Here is a 24052-nt window from a genome sequence, read left to right as displayed (position 1 = left end):
GTGAATGTTTTGAAAACAACTTCCCCAACAGAGTTCTTGATAATGCAATCGTGTTTGTCTTTAGCGACATCAATTCCTACATAGATCATATAGGACCTCCCTAATAATAGTATTGATACTGTTTCAGATCCACAGGGCTCCTTGCAATCGTAACCTACTTCTTGATAAACCGTCATGCGGTAACTAACTGATTAACAAATAAACAAAGAGACTGTGGTTGGAGCCTTTCGTAAACCGTCTATGCGGTAGGAGGCGAAAACCAATCCACAGTACCTTAAACAGCATAGTCGAACCTATAGAAAAGGTAAAGAATGACTATGACTAATACTAATAGTAGGAGGTAACACATGAAAAACATCTTATGTTTTGGTGATTCAAATACATACGGATTAAGACCAGATAATGGTGATAGATATTCTAGCAATGTCAGATGGACAGGGATTCTTTCTAAAAGACTAGGAGTGGAAGATTACAGAATCGTTGAGGAAGGCCTTTGCGGAAGAACCACTGTTTTTGAAGATAGCACGCGTATTGGTAGGAATGGTTCTCTTTACTTACCGGTTTTCTTAGAGTCACATTATCCAATCGATACAGTAGTGCTTATGCTTGGAACGAACGATTGTAAATCAATTTATAATGCCTCCTCTACCGTGATTGGTAGAGGGATTGAAATCCTTCTTAGACAAATTAGAGCATATAAAAAAGATATGGATATCATCTTAGTATCACCTATTCACTTGGGTGAAAAGGTTTGGATGAAGGAATATGACCCTGAATTTAATGAAAACTCTGTGGTTACCTCCAAGGAATTGAAGGCGGTCTTCAAGAAGCTCGCCGAGGAATATGATTGTAAGTTTTTGGCAGCATCTGATGTGGCGGAGCCTTCAGAATTGGATCAAGAGCATATGGATGATAAGAGCCATAGGAATCTTGCGGGGGCAATTGAGAAATTGATAAAAATATAAATGAAAGAGGACAAATAAAATGAGAAACAAATTATTTAACAGATTAACAAGTGGATTACTTATTACAGCGCTTACAGCAACTACACTTACAGCATGCGGCTCAAATAATGATACAGCAGCTGCTTCAGATAAAACTACAACTGAGACTTCTGCCAAAGCAGATGCATCAGGCTTTAGAACATTAGATGAAATCAAAGAGAGCGGCACAATCAATATCGGTGTTTTTTCGGACAAAAGCCCATTTGGGTATGTAGATGAAAATGGTGACTATGCTGGCTATGATGTTTATTTAGCCGAAAGACTTGGCGAGGATCTTGGAGTAAAGATTAATTATGTATCAACAGAGGCAGCCAACAGAATCGAATATCTTCAGACTGGAAAGGTAGACATTATTCTTGCAAACTTTACCGTGACAGAGGAAAGAGCAGAAGAGGTAGATTTTGCACTTCCATATATGAATGTTGCGCTTGGCGTAGTATCTCCATCAGATGCAGTAATTGAAAGTCTTGATGATATTGGGGCAGATGATCAGGTGATTGTAATTTCTGGAACAACAGCAGAGACTTATCTTACAAAGAATTATCCAGATATCAAGCTTCAGAAGTATGATGCATACGCTGAGGCAAAGACAGCCTTTGAAAATGGTAATGGTGTAGCATGGGCAAATGATAACACAGAGGTTATCGCATTTGCGATAGAAAATGAGGGCTACACAGTTGGTATCCCATCACTTGGTGATAATGATACTATTGCTCCAGCTGTAACAAAGGGCAATGAAACACTTCTTACATGGCTCAATGATGAGTTAAAGGCTCTTGGATCAGAACAGTTCTTCCACGCTGATTATGAGGCAACTCTTATTGATACATACGGTGCAGAGTATGAAGATACTTTAGTAGTAGAGCAATAATTCATCAGATTAGATGGTGGAAAAGTACAATAATTGAAAGGCTATTTATTTAGTGATGGATATAGATATTCTTAAAAGTTATATTCCACTATATAAGGACGCACTTATTCTTACAATGAAGATTGGATGGCAGGGCATACTTCTTAGCTTGGTCCTTGGACTAGCTGGCGCTGCCATTCTTCATTTTAGAATCCCAGTCCTTAAGGTTATCACCGGAATATATATTGAAATTTTCAGAAACACCCCACTTTTAGTGCAATTATTTTTTATCTATTTTGCCCTGCCAAAGGTGGGAATAAAGATTACAGCAGAAACCTGTGGCGTCCTTGGCTTAGGAATGCTTGGCGGCGCCTACATGATAGAGACAATCAGAAGTGGATTAGAATCAATCCCAGTAATTCAGACAGAAAGCGCATTAAGCCTTGGCATGACAAAGGAGCAGACATTTATACATGTGATTTTACCTCAGGCTATTTCAATGAGCGTACCAGGACTTCTTGCAAATGTCATTTTCCTTTTAAAGGAAACATCAGTATTTTCCACAATCAGTCTGATGGATTTGATGTTTACTGCAAAGGATTTAATAGGAATGTACGCAAAGACTATCGAGTGCTTATTCCTTCTTGTAGTTTTCTATTTGATAATGCTTCTTCCAGTTTCAATACTTGGAGCATTTGTAGAAAGGAGGATGCGCTATGGCCAATTTGGGGATTGATGTTTTATTTAAAGGCACCAATTTTTTTAGACTTTTACAGGGACTGTGGGTGTCAGTAGAAATCAGCCTTGTATCAGTTGCAATCAGTATTGTATTTGGATTGCTGGTGGGTGTTTTGATGACACTTAACAAGCTATGGCTAAAGGCTATTTTGAAAATCTATCTTGAAGTGGTAAGAATTATGCCACAAATGGTACTGCTATTCATTGTATATTTCGGAACAACAAGAATTTTTGGCTGGGATATTACTGCAGAGGCCTCCGCTATATTCGTATTTAGCTTTTGGGGCATTGCAGAAATGGGAGATTTGGTAAGAGGCTCTATAAAAAGCATTCCAAAGATTCAGTTTGAATCTGCATACGCGCTTGGCATGGATAAAAAGCAGACGTACTTTTACATCATACTACCACAGACAATTAGAAGGCTGATTCCACTTTCTATAAATCTGATTACAAGAATGATTAAAACTACATCTCTTGTAATGATGATTGGAATTGTTGAGGTTTTAAAGGTGGCACAGCAGATAATCGAGGCTAACAGAAAGGTATCACCTAACGCAGCCTTTGGAGTATTTGCAGTGGTGTTCTTATTATATTTCATAGTTTGCTGGCCTATCAGCAGGCTTGCAATTTATTTAGAGAAAAGGTGGGCGTAATGAGCGAATTATTAAAGGTTACACATTTACAAAAAAAATTTGGAGATAATGTTGTATTAAAAGACATAAACCTATCTGTGAAAAAGGGCGAGGTTGTGGTTATCATAGGTCCATCTGGCTGTGGAAAGAGTACTTTTCTGAGGTGTCTTAATGGGCTAGAGGAAATTCAGGATGGTGTGATAGTGGTGGATGGACTTCCTGTCGAAGCTGGTAAAAGAGAGATTACTAAGCTTAGACAAAAAATAGGAATGGTATTTCAATCTTATGAGCTCTTCCCACATAAGACGGTCCTTGAAAACATAATTCTTGCGCCAATGAAGGTGCAGAAGCGTTCAAAGGATGAAGCTATCAAGGAAGCCCTTGAGTTATTGGATAAGGTAGGACTTGTTGATAAAAAGGATTATTATCCAAGACAACTTTCAGGTGGACAAAAGCAACGAGTAGCAATCGTTCGCGCACTTCTTATGCATCCTGATATTTTATTATTTGATGAGGTTACAGCTGCACTTGATCCAGAGATGGTGCATGAGGTATTAGAGACAATGCTTTCTCTTGCAAAGGCTGGTTCAACTATGCTGATAGTTACCCATGAGATGTCGTTTGCAAGAGCTATTGCAGATAGAATAATATTTTTAGACAAGGGGGAAATTGTGGAAGAGAGCAATGATGCAAAAAGCTTTTTCATCAAGCCTTCCACTGAAAGAGCCCGTAAATTTTTGAAAACATTTGCTTATGAATAGAATAATAAACAAATCAGGCTGGTTATAAATCAAATTAATAGCCAGCTATAATTTTTGGCAATTATAAAACCTATTGACCTAGTAGGTAATAACGTATATTATAATCTCATCTTAAAAAACAAACGAAAAATAAAAGGGAAATAAAAGGAGGAAACGTATATGAGCAACTATAGATTTGAAACATTAGCACTTCATGTAGGTCAGGAAAATCCAGATCCAGCATCTGATGCAAGAGCAGTACCTATTTATCAGACAACATCTTATGTGTTTAGAGATTCTCAGCATGCAGCTGACCGCTTTGGTCTTGCAGATGCAGGTAATATATATGGAAGACTTACAAATTCTACACAGGGAGTTTTAGAAGCAAGAGTGGCAGCACTTGAGGGCGGCTCGGCAGCACTTGCAGTTGCATCTGGCGCAGCAGCAATCACTTATACTATTCAGGCACTTGCAGCAAACGGCGGACATATCGTAGCCCAGAAGACTATCTACGGTGGCAGCTACAATCTACTTGCACATACTCTTACACAGTATGGTGTTTCTACAACATTTGTAGATGCTCACAACCTTGATGAAGTAAGAAATGCTATCCAGGATAATACAAGAGCTATCTACTTAGAGACACTTGGAAATCCAAACAGTGATATTCCAGATATCGATGCTATTGCAAAGATTGCTCATGAAGCAAATCTTCCACTTGTTGTAGATAACACATTTGGAGCTGCTTATTGGGTTCGTCCAATTGAACACGGTGCAGATATCGTTGTTCATTCAGCTACAAAGTTCTTCGGTGGACATGGAACAACACTTGGTGGTGTTATCGTTGAGGCTGGAAAATACGATTGGAAATCATCAAGAAAATATCCAAATATTGCAGAAGCAAACCCTAGCTATCATGGCGTATCATTTGCTGAGGTGGCCGGACCTGCGGCATTTGTGACTTATATTAGGGCAATTCTTCTTAGAGACACAGGGGCAACAATCTCTCCATTTAACGCATTCCTCCTTTTGCAGGGAATTGAGACATTGCCTCTACGTCTCGACAGACATGCAGAAAACACAAAGAAGGTGGTAGAGTTCCTTAAGAATCATCCAAAGGTAGCTCATGTAAATCATCCATCACTTGAGGATCATCCAGACCATGAGCTTTACAAGAAATATTTCCCTAAGGATGGCGGTAGCATCTTTACATTCGAGATAAAGGGTGGCAAGGAAGAGGCTTACAAGTTTATTGATAATCTTGAAATCTTCTCAATTCTTGCAAATGTTGCAGATGTTAAGAGTCTTGTAATTCACCCAGCAACAACTACTCACTCACAGCTCACAGAAGAAGAGCTTATCGACCAGGGAATTACTCAAAGCACAATTCGTCTATCAATTGGTACAGAGCACATCGATGATATTATCGAAGACCTTGAGAAGGGCTTTGCAGCAATCGACGACGAAAAGATTGATGGAATTTTTAATGCAGAAAAATCGGCGAATGCTGTATAATAAGTTTTAAATGAGATTTAAATGAGCCTGTAGTTAACAAGCTATTATATTTCTTAAGGGAGACGTGCTGTCGACCGTAGAAATATAATGCTTGTTAGCGTAACAGGCGGACTATATTATTAAAAAAACAGGAGGATATTGAAATGTCAAAGATATATAAGGGAGCAAGTGAATTAATCGGAAATACTCCACTTGTTGAGGTTACAAATATTGAAAAGGAGCTCGGCTTAGAGGCTACAGTGTTAGTTAAGCTTGAGTATTTCAATCCAGCTGGTTCTGTAAAGGACAGAGTTGCTCTAGCAATGATTGAAGATGCAGAGGAAAAGGGATTATTAAAGGAAGGCTCTGTAATCATCGAGCCAACAAGTGGTAATACAGGTATTGGTCTTGCAGCTATCGCAGCAGCAAAGGGATATCGTGCAATTCTTACAATGCCAGAAACAATGTCAGTAGAACGTAGAAATATTCTTAAGGCATACGGCGCAGAAATCGTTCTTACTGAAGGTGCACAGGGTATGAAGGGTGCTATTGCCAAGGCAGAAGAGCTTGCTAAAGAAATCGAAGGAAGCTTCATCCCAGGTCAGTTTGTTAATCCTGCAAACTCAGCAGCACATCGTTCAACAACAGGTCCTGAAATTTGGAAAGATACAGACGGAAATGTGGATATCTTCATCGCTGGTGTAGGTACAGGTGGAACAGTTACAGGTGTTGGTGAATATCTTAAGAGCCAGAATCCAAAAGTAAAGGTAGTTGCTCTTGAGCCAAAGGATTCTCCAGTTCTTTCAGAGGGACGTGCAGGTGCTCATAAGATTCAGGGTATCGGTGCCGGCTTCGTGCCAGACGTTCTTAATACAAAGATTTATGATGAAGTATACCAGGCAGACAGTGCAGATGCATTTGCAGCAGCAAAGCTTCTTGCTAAAAAGGAAGGTATCTCAGTAGGTATTTCATCTGGCGCAGCACTTCATGGTGCAATCGAACTTGCAAAGCGCCCAGAAAACAAGGGTAAGACAATCGTAGCACTTCTTCCAGATTCAGGAGACCGCTACTATTCAACACCATTATTTACAGAATAATTTAGATTTTAGACAGCCAGGGCATAGAGCTCTGGCTGTTTTTTGAATAGAAGCATCACCTACTTGCGCACAACCAATTTTTGTATTATTTTATAGTCATGATTAGTATATGTATTGTTGAGGATGAGCTTAGCCAAGCTGAGCTTTTGAAAAATTATATAAATAAATATGGAAATTCCACAAAGCAGCCCTTTAACATCACACATCTTAGTGATGGAATTGACCTTGTAGATGATTATAAGGGCCAGTTTGATATTATCCTGCTGGATATTCAGATGAAGCATTTGGATGGAATGGCAGCAGCAGAGAAAATTCGTAAGGTAGATTCTGATGTTATCATTATCTTTATCACTTCCACAGTGCAGTATGCTGTTCAGGGCTATGCTGTTGATGCATTAGGGTACGTCCTTAAGCCTGTTCCTTACACTCAGTTTGAGCAGCTTTTTGACAAGGCCATCACCAGAGTAAATGCTAAAAAGCAGCATGTGTATGTGAAGGTTTCTGTGGATGACAAGCAGATTAAGCTGGATTGCGACACCATTTCATATATTGAAAGCCAGCGTAACAATGTAATCATTCATACCGATGAACAGGACTATACTACTGCTGGACCGCTTAAGAGATTTGATGAGATGCTTATGGAGCATGGCTTTAGCAAATGCCATAACGCATACATCGTTAATCTTTCAAGGGTTGAGGCAGTGCAGAAGGAAGAGGTGTTACTTACAAACGGAGTAGCGCTTCCTATTAGTAGAGCCAGAAAAAAGGAATTCATGGCAGCCCTTACAGAGGACATTCTATAAACTAGGAGATTAAAATGGATTTACAAGCTTTTTTAGACCCAGTTAAATTACAGGATACACCGCGACTTTTTACCGCTATTGCTGAATGGCTAGCGGTTTTTGTTTATTTCAATATTTATAAAAGAAGACGCCACGACAAGGTTTATGTTTTTCAGTGCATAGGAACACTTTTTATGCAGGTTTTATATCAATTCATTGCAGGACTTCTTCCTTTGGAATTTTGGATTCCAAGTATGATTGGTGCAGTTGGTCTGATGTATTTTTCATTATATTATGTGCTTGATATCAAGCCTAAGGATTGTGGAGTTATCACTACTCACGCATTTGTTTTGGCAGAATTTGCTGCCTCACTTTACATACAGCTTTATGTATGGTGCGTTTATTTTTCGAATGTGGATGATTTTACAGAATCGGTGGTTGTAATGTGTATCGTATATACGATAACCTTTATTGCTTATCATAATTTTGAAAAGGGCAATTTTTCACCTAACAGAAATCTTAATATTAAGACGAAGGAATTAACTAGCGTCATCGTTACCGGTATCGGCGCTTTCATCATGTCCAATCTAAGCTTTGTTACGCAAAAGACACCGTTTTCAGCTTCTGAAAATATGCTATATGTTAGAACATTGGTTGATTTCGGAGGAATGCTGATGCTGATGACAGAAATGGGCCGCCGTAACGAGATGGCAGCTAAAAATGAAAATGATGCCATCAATCAGCTGTTCCAAAAGCAGTACGAGCAGTACAAGCTGGCGGTCGATAATTCCGAGGCCTTGCGCAAGGAAATGCATGATATGAAGCATTACGTAATGGCGTTAAAGGAAGAGGATAATCCAGCAAGACGTGCTGAAGTGTTAGAGGACATGGAGCAGGCAATCGCCATCCAAGAATCCTTTATGAACACAGGAAACAAGGTTTTGGATGTTATCCTCACCACCAAAAGTCTTCAGTGTGAGAAAAAGAACATCACTCTTAATGCCATGATAGATGGAGATCTGCTTTCCGGCATTCACGTTAAGGATATCTGTTCATTATTTGGTAATGTCCTTGATAATGCCATCGAGGCAACCCAGCAGGTAGAAGATAAAGACAAAAGATTAATCACCCTGTCAGTTCGTTCACGTAATCAATTCATTATAATAGAATGCGAAAACTATTCTGATAGTGATAATGTAAAGCTTAGAAAAAGTGAAAAGAGGCGAATCTTCAAAAACGATAATCTGCCTCGCACAACTAAAAAAGATAACGTAAAGCACGGCTTCGGCCTGAAATCCATAGGCCAGGTAGCCGAAAAATACGGCGGCGCCATGAACGTAAGCTACGAAGATGGTTGGTTCAAGGTAAAGGTCCTTCTCAGCAATAAGAAGTAGGCTTCCCCCTCTGGGGGAAGCTGTCACCGCAGGTGACTGATGAGGGTAAATGCAAGTTATCACGGATTTTTGACAAGTTGTCCTTCGGGACAGCTTGTTTTTTTTATATCGTGGTAGATTAATATCAGAAATGGTTAAGAACGGTAAGCCGATGAGCCTGAGCCAGTCAATGAGTCTGAGTCGGCCAACGAGCCTGTAGCTAACAAGCTCTTATATTTCTTAAGGGAGACGTGCTGTCGACCGTAGAAATATAATGCTTGTTAGCGTAACAGGCGGACTAACGGCTAGCCATAGATTAAATGGAGGATATAGATGGACGCTAAAGAAATAATTTCAAAGCTTACATTGATGGAGAAGGCCGCACTTTTAAGCGGTAAGAATGAGTGGGAGTCACGTGATATTCCACGCTTGGGGATACAGTCAATTACTTTTTCTGATGGCCCTCACGGGTTACGTCGTCAGGAAGGCGCTGGTGATCATTTAGGACTTAACGCATCACTTCCAGCTACATGCTTCCCAACAGCAGCAACAGTTGCTAACAGCTGGGATCCTAGCCTTGGCGAAGAAATCGGTGCAGCTCTTGGTGAAGAAGCAGTGGCACAGAACGTAGATGTGTTACTTGGACCTGGTCTTAATATGAAACGCTCTCCACTTTGTGGTCGTAACTTTGAGTATTTCAGCGAAGATCCAATCCTTGCAGGTAAGATGGCAGCTGCTTATGTAAGAGGTATTCAGAGCAAGCATGTTTATTCTTGCCCAAAGCATTTTGCAGTTAACTCTCGCGAGTACCGCAGAATGGCTATGAACGCTGTTGTTGATGAGCGTACACTTCGTGAGATTTACCTTACAGCATTCGAAATCGCTGTTAAGGAAGGCGGGGCAAAGACAATCATGTCAGCCTACAACGAGGTTAACGGTCAGTATGCAAACGAGAACAAGCATCTTCTTGTAGATATCCTTAGAGAAGAGTGGGGATTTGACGGTATCGTTGTTACAGACTGGGGTGCTAGTAACGACCATGTTGCAGGTGTTAAGTGCCAGTCAAACGTTGAGATGCCAAATCCTGGTCTTGATTCAGCAAGAGAGCTTATCAAGGCAGCTACAGAAGGCGAAGGACGCATCACAGAAGAGGAAATCGACAAGGCAATTCTTCCTATTATAGAAGCAGCTATCTACTTCAAGGAGAATGACCATACTAAGGGATTCGATAAGGAAGCACACCACGCGATTGCTAAAAAGGCAGCTGTTAACTCAGCAGTGCTTCTTAAGAATGATGAAGATATCCTTCCACTTAAGGCAGGTACAACAGTTTGCTTACGCGGACCATTTGTTGATAAGCCACGTTACCAGGGTTCTGGTAGTTCACAGGTTAACTCAACAAAGGTTGAGACAATAAGAGAGCAGATTGCAAACTATGACTTAAACGTAACAGATGATCCAGAGAAGGCAGATGTAGTTTTATTCTTCTTCGGATTAGATGAAATCGCTGAAAGCGAAGGCGCAGACAGAATGTCAATCGATGTGCCTGAGTATCAGATAAAGGAGCTTGAGGAGCTTACAGTTTACAACAAGCACATCATCGGTGTTATGAGTGCTGGTTCATCAGTAAAGATGCCATGGCTTGGCAACTTACAGGCTTTACTTCACGGATATTTAACAGGACAGGCTGGCGCATCAGCAGTTCTTGATATCATCGTTGGAAAGGAAATCCCAACAGGTAAGCTTTCAGAGTCTTATCCATTCGCATATACAGATTGCTCAATCGTAAATTATGCAAACACAGATAAGAGAAACCTCCAGTATCGCGAGGGACCATTCATCGGATATCGTTATTACGATACAGCTGATGTGGCAGTTCAGTTCCCATTCGGATACGGCTTAAGCTACACAACATTCGAATACTCAGCACTTTCAGTATCAGAAGAGGGTATTAAATTTACTATTAAAAATACAGGAAATCGCGACGGCGCTGAAATCGCTCAGATGTACATTGGTAAGTCTGAATCAGGTCTTATCCGTCCTAAGAAGGAACTTAAGGGCTTCAAAAAGGTTTGGATTAAGGCTGGCGAATCAGTAGATGTAGAGATTCCATTTGATGACAAGTCATTCCGTTATTTCTCAACTGTAAGCAACAACTGGGAAATCGAAGATGGCGAGTATCAGATTTACGTAGGTGGAAACGTTCGTGATATCGAGCTTACAGGCAGAATCACAAAGAAGGGCACAATCACAGAATTGCCTTACGATATCGAAAGCCTTCCAAGCTACAAAACAGGAAAGGTTAGAAACGTTCACTACGAAGAGTTCGAAAAGCTTTACGCAGCTCCACTTCCAGAGGAAAAGGTTGGACCACTTGATATCAACGATGCCCTTTGCCAGATGAAGGATGCAAAGAGCGGAATTTGCAGATTAGTTTACAAGGTACTTAAGAACAACCTTGATAAATCTTATGAAAAGGGCGTACCTGATCTTAACACAATGTTCATCTACAACATGCCTTTCAGAGCAATTTGTAAGATGTCAGGCGGAATGGTAAGCCGTGATATGGTAGAAAGCATTGTAAAGATTGCCAATGGACACTTCTTCCGTGGCCTTGGCGGCGTAATCGGTGGCTTCTTCAGAAACGCCCGCGCAAACAAAAAATACGAAGCACGTTTAAATCATAAGGAATAAACAGTTATAAATCCAAACCTAAAGATAGCTTGTAGCTAACAATTATTTATATTTCTGCAGGAGACATCCTAGTCGACAAAGGAAATATAAATGATTGTAAGCGTAACAAGCGAGAGACTAAAGGAGAATGAAAATGAATTTTTGGAATAATTTTGTAGAGAAGCACCCTGCAGTTGCTAAGTGGGTTCGCGAGGGTGGTTTATTCGTAATCGTAAGTAACTTAATCACAGTATTCAAGTATTTGTTACTTACATTTTTACCTGCAGCTTTTGCATTCTTAGGAGACAGAACTTTCGGCTGGCCAGGTATTCCACTTACAATCGCTGGTGAAACATTCCAGTGGAACATCTTAGGTTACGACCAGGCACACGGTGGTCTTGCTTACTTCACAGCATACATGATTGCCATGGTAATCGGCGAGGTTATCAACTTCCCAATTCAGAAGCTTGTAGTATTCCGTAACCACGACAAAGCTGGCAAGCAGATTGCATGGTACATTCTTGCATTCATCGTAATCACTTGCATCGTAAACTCAATCAACTGTATTTGGGTTGCAGTAGCTGGTAAGTTCGTTCCTGCATTTGTTTACAACATCGGAACAACAGTACTCAACGGCGGAGTTTCTATGGTAGTCTTCTTCTTCGTGAACAAGATTATCTTCCCAGAAACCCCAAAAGCCGATATGAGATAAATTTACTATTAATGAAGAGTTAATAGGAAGGAGAAGAGAGAATGTTATCAATCAACATTGCGGACGTTATTGCCGTCCTACAAACAATGATTCCACAGCTTATCGTCTTAGGCGTGGCACTCGTTGCAGCTATCATCGTTACTATTTGTGCGATGAAGGCTAAGAAGCCTCTTAAAGGCTTCATCAGAAAGGAAGCTTGGATTGCTTTCTTATTAGTAGTGGTTGTAGTTGCAAACACTATTGTACTTGGCCCTATGTTCTCCATGATTAACATGGCTATGGGTGGTGGCAAGATTTCAGAAGATGCCATCGCAGAGGCTAAGGAACTTTGTACAGATATCGCAGAGGAAGGTATCGTTCTTTTAAAGAATGATGATAAGGCTCTTCCACTTGCTGAGGGTGCAAAGGTTAATGTATTTGGTTGGTCTTCAACTAACCCTATCTATGGTGGTACAGGTTCAGGTGCTCTTTCAGATGCATACCCAACAGTAGACTTTTTAACAGGTCTTACAGATGCAGGTATCGAGTACAACCAGGATCTTGTAGATTTCTACAAGGGTTGGAGAGATACTAGACCTACAGTAGGTATGATGGGACAGGATTGGACAATTCCTGAGCCAAAGGTTTCTGAGTATGGCAACCTTATCTCAGACGCTAAGAACTATTCAGACACAGCTATTTTCTTCATCGCTCGTTCAGGTGGTGAAGGTGCTGATCTTCCACAGTCTTATGATGGAAAGGACACATTCTCAACAGAGGGTATGTTTGGTGCATCAGGTGTTCGTTACTCTGATCAGAAGGATGATTTAGATGCTTCTAAGTCTTACCTTGAGCTTTCAAACAGAGAGCAGGCACTTCTTGATGAAGTAACAGCAAACTTCGATAATGTTATCGTTGTTGTTAACTCAGCAAACGCTATGGAGCTTGGCTTTGTTAACGATTACTCACAGATTAAGTCAGTTCTTTACTGCCCAGGTACTGGCCAGACAGGTTTTGATGGACTTGGCGAGATTCTTGCAGGTCAGGTTAACCCATCAGGTAAGACAGCTGACACATTCGTAGCAGATTTATTTGCTACACCAACAGTTAACAACTTTGGTGATTTTGATTATACAAACATGGAAGCTTACGGTGTAGATAACATGTTCGCTGAAGGCGGCAAGGCTTATCCTACATTTGTAAACTACGTAGAAGGTATCTATGTTGGATACAAGTTCTACGAGACAGCAGCTGCTGAGGCAGAGGCAGGCAACTTTGAATTCGATTACGATTCAGCAGTTGTATATCCATTCGGTTATGGATTATCTTACACAAACTTTAAGCAGGAAATGGGACCTATCACAAACGATGGCAAGACAGTTTCCTTTGATGTTACAGTTACAAATACTGGCGATGTTGCTGGTAAGGACGTAGTAGAGGTTTACTACAACCCACCTTACACTAATGGTGGTATTGAAAAGTCTGCAGCAAACTTAATTCAGTTTGCAAAGACACAGACACTTGAGCCAGGTGCTTCTGAGACAGTTTCAATTTCATTCGCACTTGAGGATATGGCTTCTTATGATACATACGGCAAGGGCTGCTATGTACTTGAAGCTGGTGATTATGAGATTTCTATTAACTCAGATGCACACAACAAGATTGCTACAGATACAGTTAACGTAGCATCAGATATCGTATATGACGATTCAAACAAGCGTGATAGCGATGTAGTTGCAGCTAAGAACGAGTTCCAGTTTGCAGAAGGTGATGTAACTTACCTTTCACGTGCAGATGGATTTGCTAACTACGCTGAAGCTACAGCAGCTCCTACATCATTTGAAATGTCAGATGATTACAAGGCTACATACTTCAACGAGACAAACTATGATCCTACAGATTACAACAACGACGCTGACGAGATGCCAACAACAGGCGCTAAGAATGGTGTCGAGTTAAAGGAACTTCGTGGTCTTGACTATGATGATCCTAAGTGGGAAGAGCTTCTTGACGAAATGTCAGTAGCTGATATGAACACACTTATCGAGCTTGGTGGATATGAGACATCAGCAGTTGATTCTATCGGCAAGGTTATGACATACGATTGTGATGGTCCTGCTTCAATCAACAATAACTTTACAGGCCAGGGTTCTATCGGATTCCCAGCAGCAGTTATGATTGCTTGCACATGGAACAAGGATATGGCTCTTGCATTTGGTCAGTCAATCGGCCGTATGGCTAACGATATGGATGTATCTGGTTGGTATGCTCCAGCTACAAACACACACCGTTCAGCATTCGCAGGACGTAACTTCGAGTACTACTCAGAGGATGGCGTACTTGCAGGATGGATGTGTGCAAACGCTGTTAACGGAGCAAGAGAGTGGGGCGTATATGCATACGTTAAGCACTTTGCTACAAACGATCAGGAAACAAACCGTACAGGACTTCTTTGCACATGGCTCAACGAGCAGTCAATGCGTGAGATTTACTTAAAGTCATTCGAAATTACATTTAAGAATTCTAACCCAGGTGCTACAATGGTAGCTTTCAACAACATCGGTACAGTACCTGCAGAGGCTTGCCCAGAGCTTCTTAACGACGTACTTAGAGGCGAGTGGGGATTCCGTGGATTCGCTGAAACAGATTACTTCGGTGGATACGGATACCAGGATTCAGATAGAATGATTAGAAATGGTTGTGACCTTATGCTTGCAACATACTCTACACCACAGTCAACAGTTACAGATCAGACATCTGCAACATCTGTGATTGCTATGAGACAGGCATCTAAGAATATTCTTTACACAGTAGTAAACAGCCGTGCTTATGACAAGGATATCCAGGGCGGTCTTCCAACATGGGAGAAGGTTCTCATCATTATCGATGTAATCCTTGGATTACTTATCGTTTGTCTTGAGTACTTCGCAGTAAAGAAGTATCTTGCAAAGAGAAAAGAAATGGCACCTACAGTTGAGGCAGAATAATTAATCTTTTCAATTAATTTAATCGGTTGATGATATTAATCATATTTGATAAAATCATAAAGGTTACTAATAAGGGGACGGGCAACCGTCCCCGATTTTATAGGAGATAATTATTATGAAGTTATTGAGTTTTGCAGTACCATGTTATAATTCTGCAGCTTATATGGAACATTGTGTTGAGACACTTCTTCACGGTGGTGAGGATGTTGAAATCATCATTGTAGATGATGGCTCACAGAAGGATAACACAGCTGAAATAGCTGATAGATTAGCAGCAGAACATCCTACAATCATCAAGGCGGTTCACCAGGAAAATGGTGGTCATGGCCAGGCAGTTAATACAGGTCTTAAGAATGCAACAGGTTTATTTTTTAAGGTTGTAGATTCTGATGATTGGGTTGATGAGGAAGCATATGATAAAGTATTAAAGGTACTTCGTACTTCTGTGGAGCATGGAAAGAACCTTGATATGCTTATTTCTAATTATGTATATGAAAAGGAAGGGGCACGCCATAAAAAGGTAATGTCTTATTCTAATCTTCCTACTAATCAGTATTTCACATGGGATGAGACAAGACATTTTAAGAAGGGACAGTACATTTTGATGCACTCTGTTATCTACCGTACAAAGCTTCTTAGAGATTGTGGATTAGAGCTTCCTAAGCATACCTTCTATGTAGATAACCTTTATGTATTCTATCCACTTCCTTATGTTAAGAATATTTACTATCTCGATGTTGATTTTTACCGTTACTTCATCGGAAGAGATGACCAGTCTGTTAACGAAAAGGTTATGATTAGCCGTATCGATCAGCAGATTAAGGTTAATAAGCTAATGTTTGAAGCTTATGATTATAAGAACATTAAGGATGAGCACGTTAAAAAGTATATGTTCAATTATCTTGAGATGATAACAGTTATCTCTACAGTGCTTCTTATGAAGAGTGGTACAAAGGAACACCAGCAGAAGCGTAGAGAGCTATGGAAATACATCAAGGAGCATGATTATTATCTATATCGCAAGCTTAGATATGGATTTATGTGTGCAACTACAAATCTACCAGGTCATGGCGGACGAGCTATTTCCATCACAGCCTACAAAATTGCACAGAAGGTAGTAGGATTCAATTAATCATCAAGATTAATTGAATCCGTACATGGCATCACTTTTGGAAACAAAAGTGATGTTTTTACTATTATTAAAACATGATTAAATATTTATAATATAAAATCAAAATTAAATATCGATGACAAATAGCGGATTCTAGGCATTTTTTAAATGCCTAGAATCTTTTTTTTACGCGTTATATAAATAATGTCTAAAAATTGCACATCTATTTTTATAGTTTTTGCCAAATTTTGGCATTTCTTGCCAAACCCCTTTAATTCGTGGATTATTTGGTCTATATTGACAAAGGACACAAAATAAACACAAATTCGTGACATTTTGTTCACATCTAATACATTTTTCAAATTTTTTCTTAGGGGTGGAGTATTTTTTGTATGAAAAATAATCTAGTTTTAAAAAGGACAATTTCATTTGGTCTTGCTATGGCTTTGCTTGTTTCTGCAGCTGTAAGTGTTTATGCAGATGAAAAGGTGGATAAGCCAGTCGAGACTACTTTCGTCGATACAACAAAGGCTAATGAAGCTGGTGCTGGAAGGGAGACCACATCAGAAACTGAGTTAGCCACTGAAGAAAAGGGAGAATCTGAGCCATCGGCTGGAGCAACAGAAGCTACAGCCGAAAAAGACTCGGAGGAAGAGCCTACTGGAGATGTTGTGGAAGAAGTTGAAGCTACAAACCCAGCTGATGTAGATACAGAGGAGAATGAGTTAGAGGAAAACACTGAAACAGAAATAGAGATATGCGATGATGCAAATCTCGTAAGGATTATAGCTAAGCAGGACGTTCTTAACGGAGCTGTAAAAGTAATCGTAAATGAAATCACTCAGGAATCTGACGAGGGTGAATACAATCAGATGGCTGATGTGCTTAACAACGAAAGCGGAGCTGATGTTTCTGTAGTTGATTTTGTTGCTTATGATATTTCACTCTTGAATGAAAATGATCAGGAGGTTGAGCCAACAGGAGAGGTTAAGGTTGAATTTAATAATCCTTCAGTAGAGGGGCTTGACGACAATTCCCTTACCACAGAGGTTTATCATTACGAAAATGCATCAGTTAACAAGATGAATTCTGTAACACCTGGTAGTGATTCGGTGGAAATGATTACTAATCATTTTTCAACATACATCATCGCCATTAAGGAAAGAAATAAAAAGGATATTTCACATAGCAACTACATAACAGTAGAAGAAAAGGATACAGGCATTCATCATAGATGGCATTACAGAGATGATCTTCCTACAGATATAGCTAGTAATGGCTATCAGCAATTTTTTAGAGGAATACAATTTAGAGTCTATCTTAATGATGATTTAGTAGAGGTTAGTAAATACATCTTCAATCAATCGATAGAAGAAGAGAAAAATGTAAAACTAATGGTATCTGCATCTCCTGAGTACGCGGTAGATAAAATGATTAAGCAGGAGCTGCCTCAATATACCAAGAACATATATAATGGGCAGAATTTTGTTTCTGACTATAGTGATGTAAACATTGCGATGCCTGATTATTTAACATCTAAGAACATAATTTATTTTGATATTTTTCTACGTGATAATTCAAGAGGTACTGAAGTAGTTCCTATAGGAGGAGCCAGATTCGTTAAGTATGGTCACTATAGTGATTATTCTATGGCTACAATCTATGATAAGTACAAGGAAGAAGGCAAGGAACCTTCCAAGGAAAGGGGAAAGGACAAGACACCAGGATTTACCTTTAATACTGGTGGAACGGGACATATTTTTGCAGGGGATGATGTTCAAGGTCAAAGCTTTTATAGAGGAATCTACACTGGATTGGCATCTGACACTATAGATTGCTCACTAAATCATTTATATGACTTTAGGCTTAATGAGAATGTGTTTAGTAGCCAGGAGGAGCTTTTCCCTGACGACATTAGTAAATGTACAAACCCAGGCTCTAATAACGAAGAACCACGAAATGGTGCAGTATATAATGCAAATTTGGAGTTTGTAAAGAATGGTGATTATTACGAGCTTGATAGTAATAAATATTCATACGAGCTTCTTGATGAAAATGGAAATAAGGCTGAAGTAGGTAAAACTTATGCCACTGGAACCTTGAAGAAAAAGGATTATGTTTCTGGTCAACAATTTATTCCTTACGATAACTCGTTCCACTTTGGTATGATTGTTCCTATTTATTTCAACATCAATAGTGATGGACAGACTGGTGATAAGGATACTATTTTTGAGTTCGCTGGCGATGATGATTTGTTTGTATACATTGATGGAAAGCTGGCTTTGGATTTAGGTGGTATTCATAATAAGATTTATGGTTCAATCAATTTCCAAAATGGTAACGTACTAGTTGATTCTGAAAATGTTAAATACGAAAAGAATATATATTCCGATACCACTCGAGAATTATTTGCAAATTCTTCGAAGCCACATTTGATGACAATAGTATATTTCGAAAGAGGAAATACTGCTTCAAATTGTAGAATTCGATTTAATTTTGTACCTAAAACAGTTACAAGAGAGTTTAAGAAGAGTCTTACAATTCAAAAAGAATGGGATGATGTTAATAATACGCAGCTTCGTCCTTCCCAGTTAAAATTTAACGTTTGTGGTTCTTATTCAGAAGAGGGCATTGTTAAGTATGTGGATTTAGCTGGAAATGGTCATGATGATAAAGCATCAGCCATGACAGAGGTGCTTGTTAGTGCTAATGATAATTGGCAGAAGACAATTAATGATCTTCCGGTTTTCTTTAAGAATGACACTCGTAAAAAAATAACATGGAATGTTGAAGAAGTAGTTCCAGAGGAATATGAGCAGATAGTTTCAGAAAAGTGGTATACAGAGACAACAGATATTAAAAAAGAGGACTTGATTCCTGAACCTGCGTCAGAAGGTGGAATTAGATACAGTCATTTTGATATTGAGACTAACGCAGTTTCAGATGACAATTCAGTTGGCCAAAGAACCATCGAGAGCATCCGCGATTTAAAGGGCAATGAAAATTGTGTATCGGTTCTTGGTTATTATGAAAACCAAGTATGGGTTCCATCCATAAAAAGCGTTGTAATGTTCAAACATAATGATTATGAATGGCGAGCAGATAATCAGGCTATCGGAGAGAACACTGTACTTTTATTTTATGTTAAGTATTCAGGAAGAGATGATTACAAGCTGGTAATCATAGACAAGAATTCTTACTATCCAGAAGGTGCTAAGTATTATAAACATAATACGGAGTTCCGTGATAATCATGAGCCATTCAAAAATTTGGCTATGTATTATACGGGAACTGATAATCCTCGGATGGGATATGTTGATTTAAGCGGAAAGAACTTATTTACAACAGGCGTGGTTGAGTGTCCTGTTACTGTAGCTACAGGTTTAGGCCAATTAAAGAATGACCATTTTGGATATAATGAGTCTGGTATTGATTTAGTACTATCACCAAAAACTATAGAAAGCGTTTCAGTAGAAGCCACAGGTGATGAGCATTATAAGTTTAAAAACAAAGCTATACCAAAAGTTAATCTTACATTTAAGAAAATAGTAGACGGCAAAAACAATAATCCAGATGCCTTATATAGCATTAAGGTTGAAAAGGTATCGGATGAGAATAAGAAGCAGGCAGAGCTTGTGGATTACAGAGACGGCAAGGTTTATATCGGCAACACCGAAATATTAAACGCAGAATTAACTAGTGAGTATAACGGGGTAGCTTATGGCGTTGGATGTGGCAACGGTATTTATAATATCTGGGCAGATCAGACAGTAACTATCACAGGCTTGCCAATAGGCACCTACAGAATAACAGAGGTCGGAGCCTTCTACGGTGTAGAGCTGGAACAATTTAAAGTTTCTATTAAAGCTGATGGCAAGACTTTTAAAAGTAATACAGCAGATATTGAATGTGGTAATGGCGATAAATACGTAGAAATACATAATAAAGTAAAGCAAACCTTTGGATGGAAGCTTAAGAAGGTGAGCGCCACATTAAAAACGAAAACTTTGTCAGGTGCCAAGTTTAGTTTACGAAGTAAGGATAAAACATTTTATGGTATCAGCGGTGAGGATGGATATGTAGGTTGGTATACATCCGAAAGCTTTTCACAGGATACTTTGGTTACAGAAATCGAAGACGGTAAATATATTCTTAAGGAGTTAGAAGCTCCTGTAGGATATGCCGTAAATGATGAAGAGTGGATCGTTGAAATAGATAAATACAAATCGGTAACGGTTAGCAAAGGAAAAACTCAGATAGCCAAAACTGATAAAAACAATCCAACCATCGAAGTAGCTTTCGAAAACAAAGTTGCTTACACTCTTCCAGCAACAGGTGGAAGAGGAACCTACCTTTATACAATCGGCGGAGTCTTGCTAATGATAGTGGGCGCGCTGTTGTTATATAAAAACAAGAAAAAATAAATATTTATAAAAAGGAGAGAAAAAATGAAAAAACTTAAAAAAGTCATTGCCTTTACTTTAATGATGGTAATGATGATGGCAATGAGCGTAACTGCTTTTGCCGCAGAAGGAAAGGCAACTGTAAAAGTTGACAATGCAAGTGAGGCTGATGTTTTCTATCAGCAGATTATTGAAGAGGATACCTCAGCACGTACAGGTTGGAATTTTGTAAAGCCTGATTATGCAAAAGCATTTGGAAATGAAGATGCTCAGACAATTATTGATAAGCTTACTGGCAAAAATGGTCAGACTGCTTTGGATGAGATTACAAGAAGTGATAAGTTAGCAGCAATTGAAGCTACTACTAAGGCAGAAAAAGGTGAGTTTTCTGTTTCAAAGGCTGGTTTATATGTAGTTAAGCTTCAGACAAAGGATGGAGTTGAGAAGAAATACAATTACACAACAATGGCATTCTATGTAAGCCGCAATGATATTGAGACTGGTCAGGTTATCAACAGAGAAGCTAAGAAGGAGCCAAAGAAAGTAGATAAGGAGTTAACAAGCCCTAATGACAAGGTAGTAGAAATTGGTAAAACTATTTCTTACACAGTAAAGGTTACAGTTCCTTATGTACCAGCTGGCAAGCCAGTTGCAGAAGGTGGACTTAGATTTGCGGTACATGATTCATTAACAGGCGCTGTTTACAATGTTGATGATAAGGGAAACTTAGTACTTTCAGTTAAGCTTGGAAAAGATAACTACAACTTATCAGCAGATAAGGTTACATTAGCAGATGATAAGAAGTCATTTACTGTAGATCTTTCTGAATTAGTAAAGGAAAGCAATCTTGACGCAAACAAAGAAGTAACACTTGTTTATACAGTCACAGCTAAGGACGTTAAGATTAACAACGAGGCTTATCCAGAAGAGAATGGCCACAAGTACAACAAGGAAGATGAAGTTAAGAGAGTAGATTCTTACACTGGTGACTTAAAGATCACAAAGACTGGTGATGGTAAGAACCTTGCTGGTGCAGAGTTTGTTATCTTAAAGGGTACAGAGGTAAATGATAATACAGAGTACGCTGTATTAAATGACAAGAATGAATTAACAGGCTGGACTAAGAAGCTTGAGGACGCTTCACATGTTGTAACACTTGATGATGGTTCTGCTGTTGCTCATGGTTTTGATAATGAGACAACATATAGCTTCAAGGAAGTTGTTGCTCCTACTGGTTATCAGGTAAAGCAGACAATTTCTACAGCTACATGGAAAGCAGGATTAGCTGATAATGCACAGCTTGCTACAGCAGTTATGGATGATGATGCTCTTGTACCACTTCCATTCACTGGTGGTATGGGTACAACAATCTTTACAGTACTTGGTGTAGCTATTATGGCACTTGCAGCTGCTCTTTACTTTGTATCAAAGAGAACAGCTAAGAACTAATAATTTATGATGAAGTCTTCCTGGTGGGGTTACCCGCCAGGAGGTACAACATCAAGGAGAGGACAGTAACATTTTATGAAGGCATTTTTGAAAAAGAATTATAGATATATAGCCATTGGTGCCTTGATGCTTGCTGGATTGTCCTTGCTATTGTACCCACTTGTAGCTAATACCTGGAACAATCATGTACAGGCTACGCTTGTAAGTAAATATGAAGAGTCGGTGGAAGCTGCAAAAAACGAAGGCGACCTTGATATAGAGGCCGAGCTTAACAAAGCCTATACCTATAATGAGGAGCTTTTACCTAGCATATTACCAGATTCATTTGCCGAGGCTGAAGCAAATGGAGTAGACGAAAAATATATGAGCATTTTGAATGCAAACGACGATGGAATCATGGGTTATATTCAGATTCCTTCTATTAATGTAAAGCTTCCTATATTCCACACCACTTCAGAAGAAGTACTTCAGAATGGAGTAGGCCATTTACAGGGTTCATCACTTCCAGTAGGAGGCCTTAGCACACATGCAGTACTTTCGGCTCATAGAGGGCTTCCTAGTGCCACTCTATTTACAGATTTGGACAAGGTAAAAATAGGTGATGATTTCTTCATGATAATAATGGATGAATATATTGCTTATGAGGTTGATCAGATAGAGGTTGTGGAGCCTGATGATACATCGCTTCTTCAGGTAGAAGAGGGAAAGGATTATTGCACGCTGATTACATGTACACCATATGGTGTTAACACACAGCGCTTAATGGTGAGAGGACATAGGGTTGAATACACACCAACACTTCTTGCAGATGCCAAGACGCCAACATTCGGTATGGTTAGTCTTCGTACCAATTATCTGTTATGGGTAATTGTTGGTCTTGCTATTGTTGCAGCGTTTATTTTTGTTTTACATTTGCTTGATAAGCGTAACAGTGCTAAAAGCAATTAGATTATAGAATTAAAAGGGAGATTTCAGTGAAAAAGTTAGCATTTAAAAAGAATAATTTTATTGCATTAGCTTTGACAGCTGTAGTTGCCGTATCTGGATTTAGTTTTTACAAGGCCAGCGCAGCAACATTAATTGATGAGAATGAACAGTGTAAAATTACAGTGCAGATTCCAACTGCATCAAGCTATGATGAGAATGAGCACAGCAGCATTTCTGATGGAATTATCATGTACGATAAGGATGTCACTGTTAAGTTTTATAAGATAGCAGATGTTAAGCTTGATGGTTCTTATGATACTCCGCTTATAGATATTGATTTGTCTGTTCTTGCTAATGAAAAGGTAACAGCAAAGCAATGGGAAGCCTTAACAAATCAGGCATATGAAGCTTTTAAGGCATCAACTCCAACTTGTAAATTGACAATCAATCCATCAAATGAAACATCAAAATCAATTAATGTGGATAGAGGTCTTTATCTATACACTTGTGATGATATTGTAAGTGATGCTTACAAGTACACTTTTACGAAATCCATTATTTCTGTTCCATCAAGCTACCTTGTGCAGGGTTCTACAAAGCTTGATGAAAATGGAATGATTATCGAAGCACCTACAAGTGATAAGTGGCTTTACAATGTTGATGTTGCTTTAAAATCCGAGGCAGAGCCTAGATTTGGTAGCATTCAGATTGATAAAACTCTTAAAAACTTCAATAAGTCACTGGGCAATGCAGCCTTTGTTTTTGAGGTAACAGCCACAGTTGATGATGAAATAGTATTTAGCAATGTATATACAATGAATTTTGATTCTGCAGCTACACAGAGCATAAAGGTTGATAACCTCCCAGCTACAGCAAAGGTTATAGTTAAGGAAGTATATACTGGTGCCAGCTACAGCGTGGATTCCAATGCCTCAGCATCCAAAGAAGTTACTGTAGATGCCAGCAAGGTTCAAAAGGTTGATTTTACAAACGATTATGATAACAGACTTGAGCTTGGCGGTATTAGTGTTGAGAACAGGTTTGAATATGATGAAAATGGTCAAATCAAGTGGACCAAATCAGTAGGGGGAGGTAACTAAC

At 39.2% G+C, this 24052-nt stretch carries 17 protein-coding genes; all 17 read left to right on the top strand.

The window, feature by feature from the left end:
• Positions 1 to 347 precede the first annotated feature (347 nt).
• The 17 genes from BM097_RS08970 to BM097_RS08890 all read left to right on the top strand — a co-directional run bounded on the left by BM097_RS08970 (position 348) and on the right by BM097_RS08890 (position 24051).
• Positions 348 to 965 (top strand): GDSL-type esterase/lipase family protein, encoded by a 618-nt coding sequence (locus BM097_RS08970; protein ID WP_090548265.1) that lies wholly within the window; start codon positions 348 to 350, stop codon positions 963 to 965.
• A gap of 19 nt (positions 966 to 984) precedes the next feature.
• Entirely contained in the window at positions 985 to 1875 is an 891-nt protein-coding gene (locus BM097_RS08965; protein ID WP_090548262.1) for a transporter substrate-binding domain-containing protein, read from the top strand.
• A 55-nt stretch (positions 1876 to 1930) separates the two neighbouring features.
• Complete coding sequence (locus BM097_RS08960) at positions 1931 to 2590, top strand: amino acid ABC transporter permease (RefSeq protein ID WP_090548260.1); 660 nt, start codon at positions 1931 to 1933, stop codon at positions 2588 to 2590.
• On the top strand, positions 2571 to 3245 hold the full coding sequence (locus BM097_RS08955) for an amino acid ABC transporter permease (protein WP_090548257.1): 675 nt from the start codon (positions 2571 to 2573) through the stop codon (positions 3243 to 3245). Before BM097_RS08960 ends, BM097_RS08955 begins: the two co-directional genes overlap by 20 nt.
• Complete coding sequence (locus tag BM097_RS08950; protein WP_090548254.1) at positions 3245 to 3985, top strand: amino acid ABC transporter ATP-binding protein; 741 nt, start codon at positions 3245 to 3247, stop codon at positions 3983 to 3985. Before BM097_RS08955 ends, BM097_RS08950 begins: the two co-directional genes overlap by 1 nt.
• A gap of 159 nt (positions 3986 to 4144) precedes the next feature.
• Positions 4145 to 5479, top strand: coding sequence for an O-acetylhomoserine aminocarboxypropyltransferase/cysteine synthase family protein (locus BM097_RS08945; protein ID WP_090548252.1), 1335 nt, complete (start codon positions 4145 to 4147; stop codon positions 5477 to 5479).
• Between the two features lie 143 nt (positions 5480 to 5622).
• Positions 5623 to 6555, top strand: a complete 933-nt coding sequence (gene cysK, locus BM097_RS08940; RefSeq protein ID WP_090548249.1) for a cysteine synthase A — start codon at positions 5623 to 5625, stop codon at positions 6553 to 6555.
• A gap of 98 nt (positions 6556 to 6653) precedes the next feature.
• Positions 6654 to 7358: a LytR/AlgR family response regulator transcription factor gene (locus BM097_RS08935; protein ID WP_090548268.1), complete on the top strand. Its 705-nt coding sequence runs from the start codon at positions 6654 to 6656 to the stop codon at positions 7356 to 7358.
• A 14-nt stretch (positions 7359 to 7372) separates the two neighbouring features.
• A complete protein-coding gene (locus tag BM097_RS08930) occupies positions 7373 to 8731 on the top strand; it encodes an ATP-binding protein (protein WP_090548246.1) in 1359 nt (452 codons plus the stop codon).
• A gap of 312 nt (positions 8732 to 9043) precedes the next feature.
• Positions 9044 to 11404, top strand: a complete 2361-nt coding sequence (locus BM097_RS08925; RefSeq protein ID WP_090548243.1) for a glycoside hydrolase family 3 C-terminal domain-containing protein — start codon at positions 9044 to 9046, stop codon at positions 11402 to 11404.
• 133 nt (positions 11405 to 11537) lie between these two features.
• Positions 11538 to 12095, top strand: a complete 558-nt coding sequence (locus BM097_RS08920) for a GtrA family protein (protein WP_090548240.1) — start codon at positions 11538 to 11540, stop codon at positions 12093 to 12095.
• Between the two features lie 41 nt (positions 12096 to 12136).
• On the top strand, positions 12137 to 15061 hold the full coding sequence (locus BM097_RS08915; protein ID WP_090548237.1) for a glycoside hydrolase family 3 protein: 2925 nt from the start codon (positions 12137 to 12139) through the stop codon (positions 15059 to 15061).
• Between the two features lie 115 nt (positions 15062 to 15176).
• Positions 15177 to 16193, top strand: coding sequence for a glycosyltransferase family 2 protein (locus BM097_RS08910; protein WP_090548234.1), 1017 nt, complete (start codon positions 15177 to 15179; stop codon positions 16191 to 16193).
• Positions 16194 to 16564: 371 nt separating this feature from the next.
• Entirely contained in the window at positions 16565 to 20596 is a 4032-nt protein-coding gene (locus tag BM097_RS08905) for a SpaA isopeptide-forming pilin-related protein (protein ID WP_090548232.1), read from the top strand.
• Positions 20597 to 20620: 24 nt separating this feature from the next.
• Positions 20621 to 22024 carry an isopeptide-forming domain-containing fimbrial protein gene (locus BM097_RS08900; protein WP_090548229.1) on the top strand — a complete coding sequence of 468 codons (1404 nt, stop codon included), beginning with the start codon at positions 20621 to 20623 and terminating at the stop codon, positions 22022 to 22024.
• A gap of 87 nt (positions 22025 to 22111) precedes the next feature.
• Positions 22112 to 22972 (top strand): class C sortase, encoded by an 861-nt coding sequence (locus BM097_RS08895; protein WP_330389608.1) that lies wholly within the window; start codon positions 22112 to 22114, stop codon positions 22970 to 22972.
• A 26-nt stretch (positions 22973 to 22998) separates the two neighbouring features.
• Positions 22999 to 24051 carry a DUF5979 domain-containing protein gene (locus BM097_RS08890; protein ID WP_090548225.1) on the top strand — a complete coding sequence of 351 codons (1053 nt, stop codon included), beginning with the start codon at positions 22999 to 23001 and terminating at the stop codon, positions 24049 to 24051.
• The last annotated feature ends 1 nt before the right edge of the window (position 24052 follow it).

The sequence above is a fragment of the Pseudobutyrivibrio sp. OR37 genome, assembly GCF_900113655.1.
In the GTDB taxonomy this organism is placed as follows: Bacteria; Bacillota; Clostridia; order Lachnospirales; family Lachnospiraceae; genus Pseudobutyrivibrio.
Note: the sequence above shows the minus strand (reverse complement) of the source record. Positions and strands in the feature narration are given on the sequence as shown.

Bases quoted from the DNA above. Each gene is read 5' to 3' on its own strand.
- BM097_RS08935 (WP_090548268.1), top strand. From the start codon at position 6,654: ATGATTAGTATATGTATTGTTGAGGATGAGCTTAGCCAAGCTGAGCTT.
- BM097_RS08930 (WP_090548246.1), top strand. From the start codon at position 7,373: ATGGATTTACAAGCTTTTTTAGACCCAGTTAAATTACAGGATACACCG.
- BM097_RS08950 (WP_090548254.1), top strand. From the start codon at position 3,245: ATGAGCGAATTATTAAAGGTTACACATTTACAAAAAAAATTTGGAGAT.
- BM097_RS08905 (WP_090548232.1), top strand. From the start codon at position 16,565: ATGAAAAATAATCTAGTTTTAAAAAGGACAATTTCATTTGGTCTTGCT.
- BM097_RS08910 (WP_090548234.1), top strand. From the start codon at position 15,177: ATGAAGTTATTGAGTTTTGCAGTACCATGTTATAATTCTGCAGCTTAT.
- BM097_RS08960 (WP_090548260.1), top strand. From the start codon at position 1,931: ATGGATATAGATATTCTTAAAAGTTATATTCCACTATATAAGGACGCA.
- BM097_RS08915 (WP_090548237.1), top strand. From the start codon at position 12,137: ATGTTATCAATCAACATTGCGGACGTTATTGCCGTCCTACAAACAATG.
- BM097_RS08920 (WP_090548240.1), top strand. From the start codon at position 11,538: ATGAATTTTTGGAATAATTTTGTAGAGAAGCACCCTGCAGTTGCTAAG.
- cysK (WP_090548249.1), top strand. From the start codon at position 5,623: ATGTCAAAGATATATAAGGGAGCAAGTGAATTAATCGGAAATACTCCA.
- BM097_RS08900 (WP_090548229.1), top strand. From the start codon at position 20,621: ATGAAAAAACTTAAAAAAGTCATTGCCTTTACTTTAATGATGGTAATG.
- BM097_RS08925 (WP_090548243.1), top strand. From the start codon at position 9,044: ATGGACGCTAAAGAAATAATTTCAAAGCTTACATTGATGGAGAAGGCC.
- BM097_RS08965 (WP_090548262.1), top strand. From the start codon at position 985: ATGAGAAACAAATTATTTAACAGATTAACAAGTGGATTACTTATTACA.
- BM097_RS08970 (WP_090548265.1), top strand. From the start codon at position 348: ATGAAAAACATCTTATGTTTTGGTGATTCAAATACATACGGATTAAGA.
- BM097_RS08955 (WP_090548257.1), top strand. From the start codon at position 2,571: ATGGCCAATTTGGGGATTGATGTTTTATTTAAAGGCACCAATTTTTTT.
- BM097_RS08945 (WP_090548252.1), top strand. From the start codon at position 4,145: ATGAGCAACTATAGATTTGAAACATTAGCACTTCATGTAGGTCAGGAA.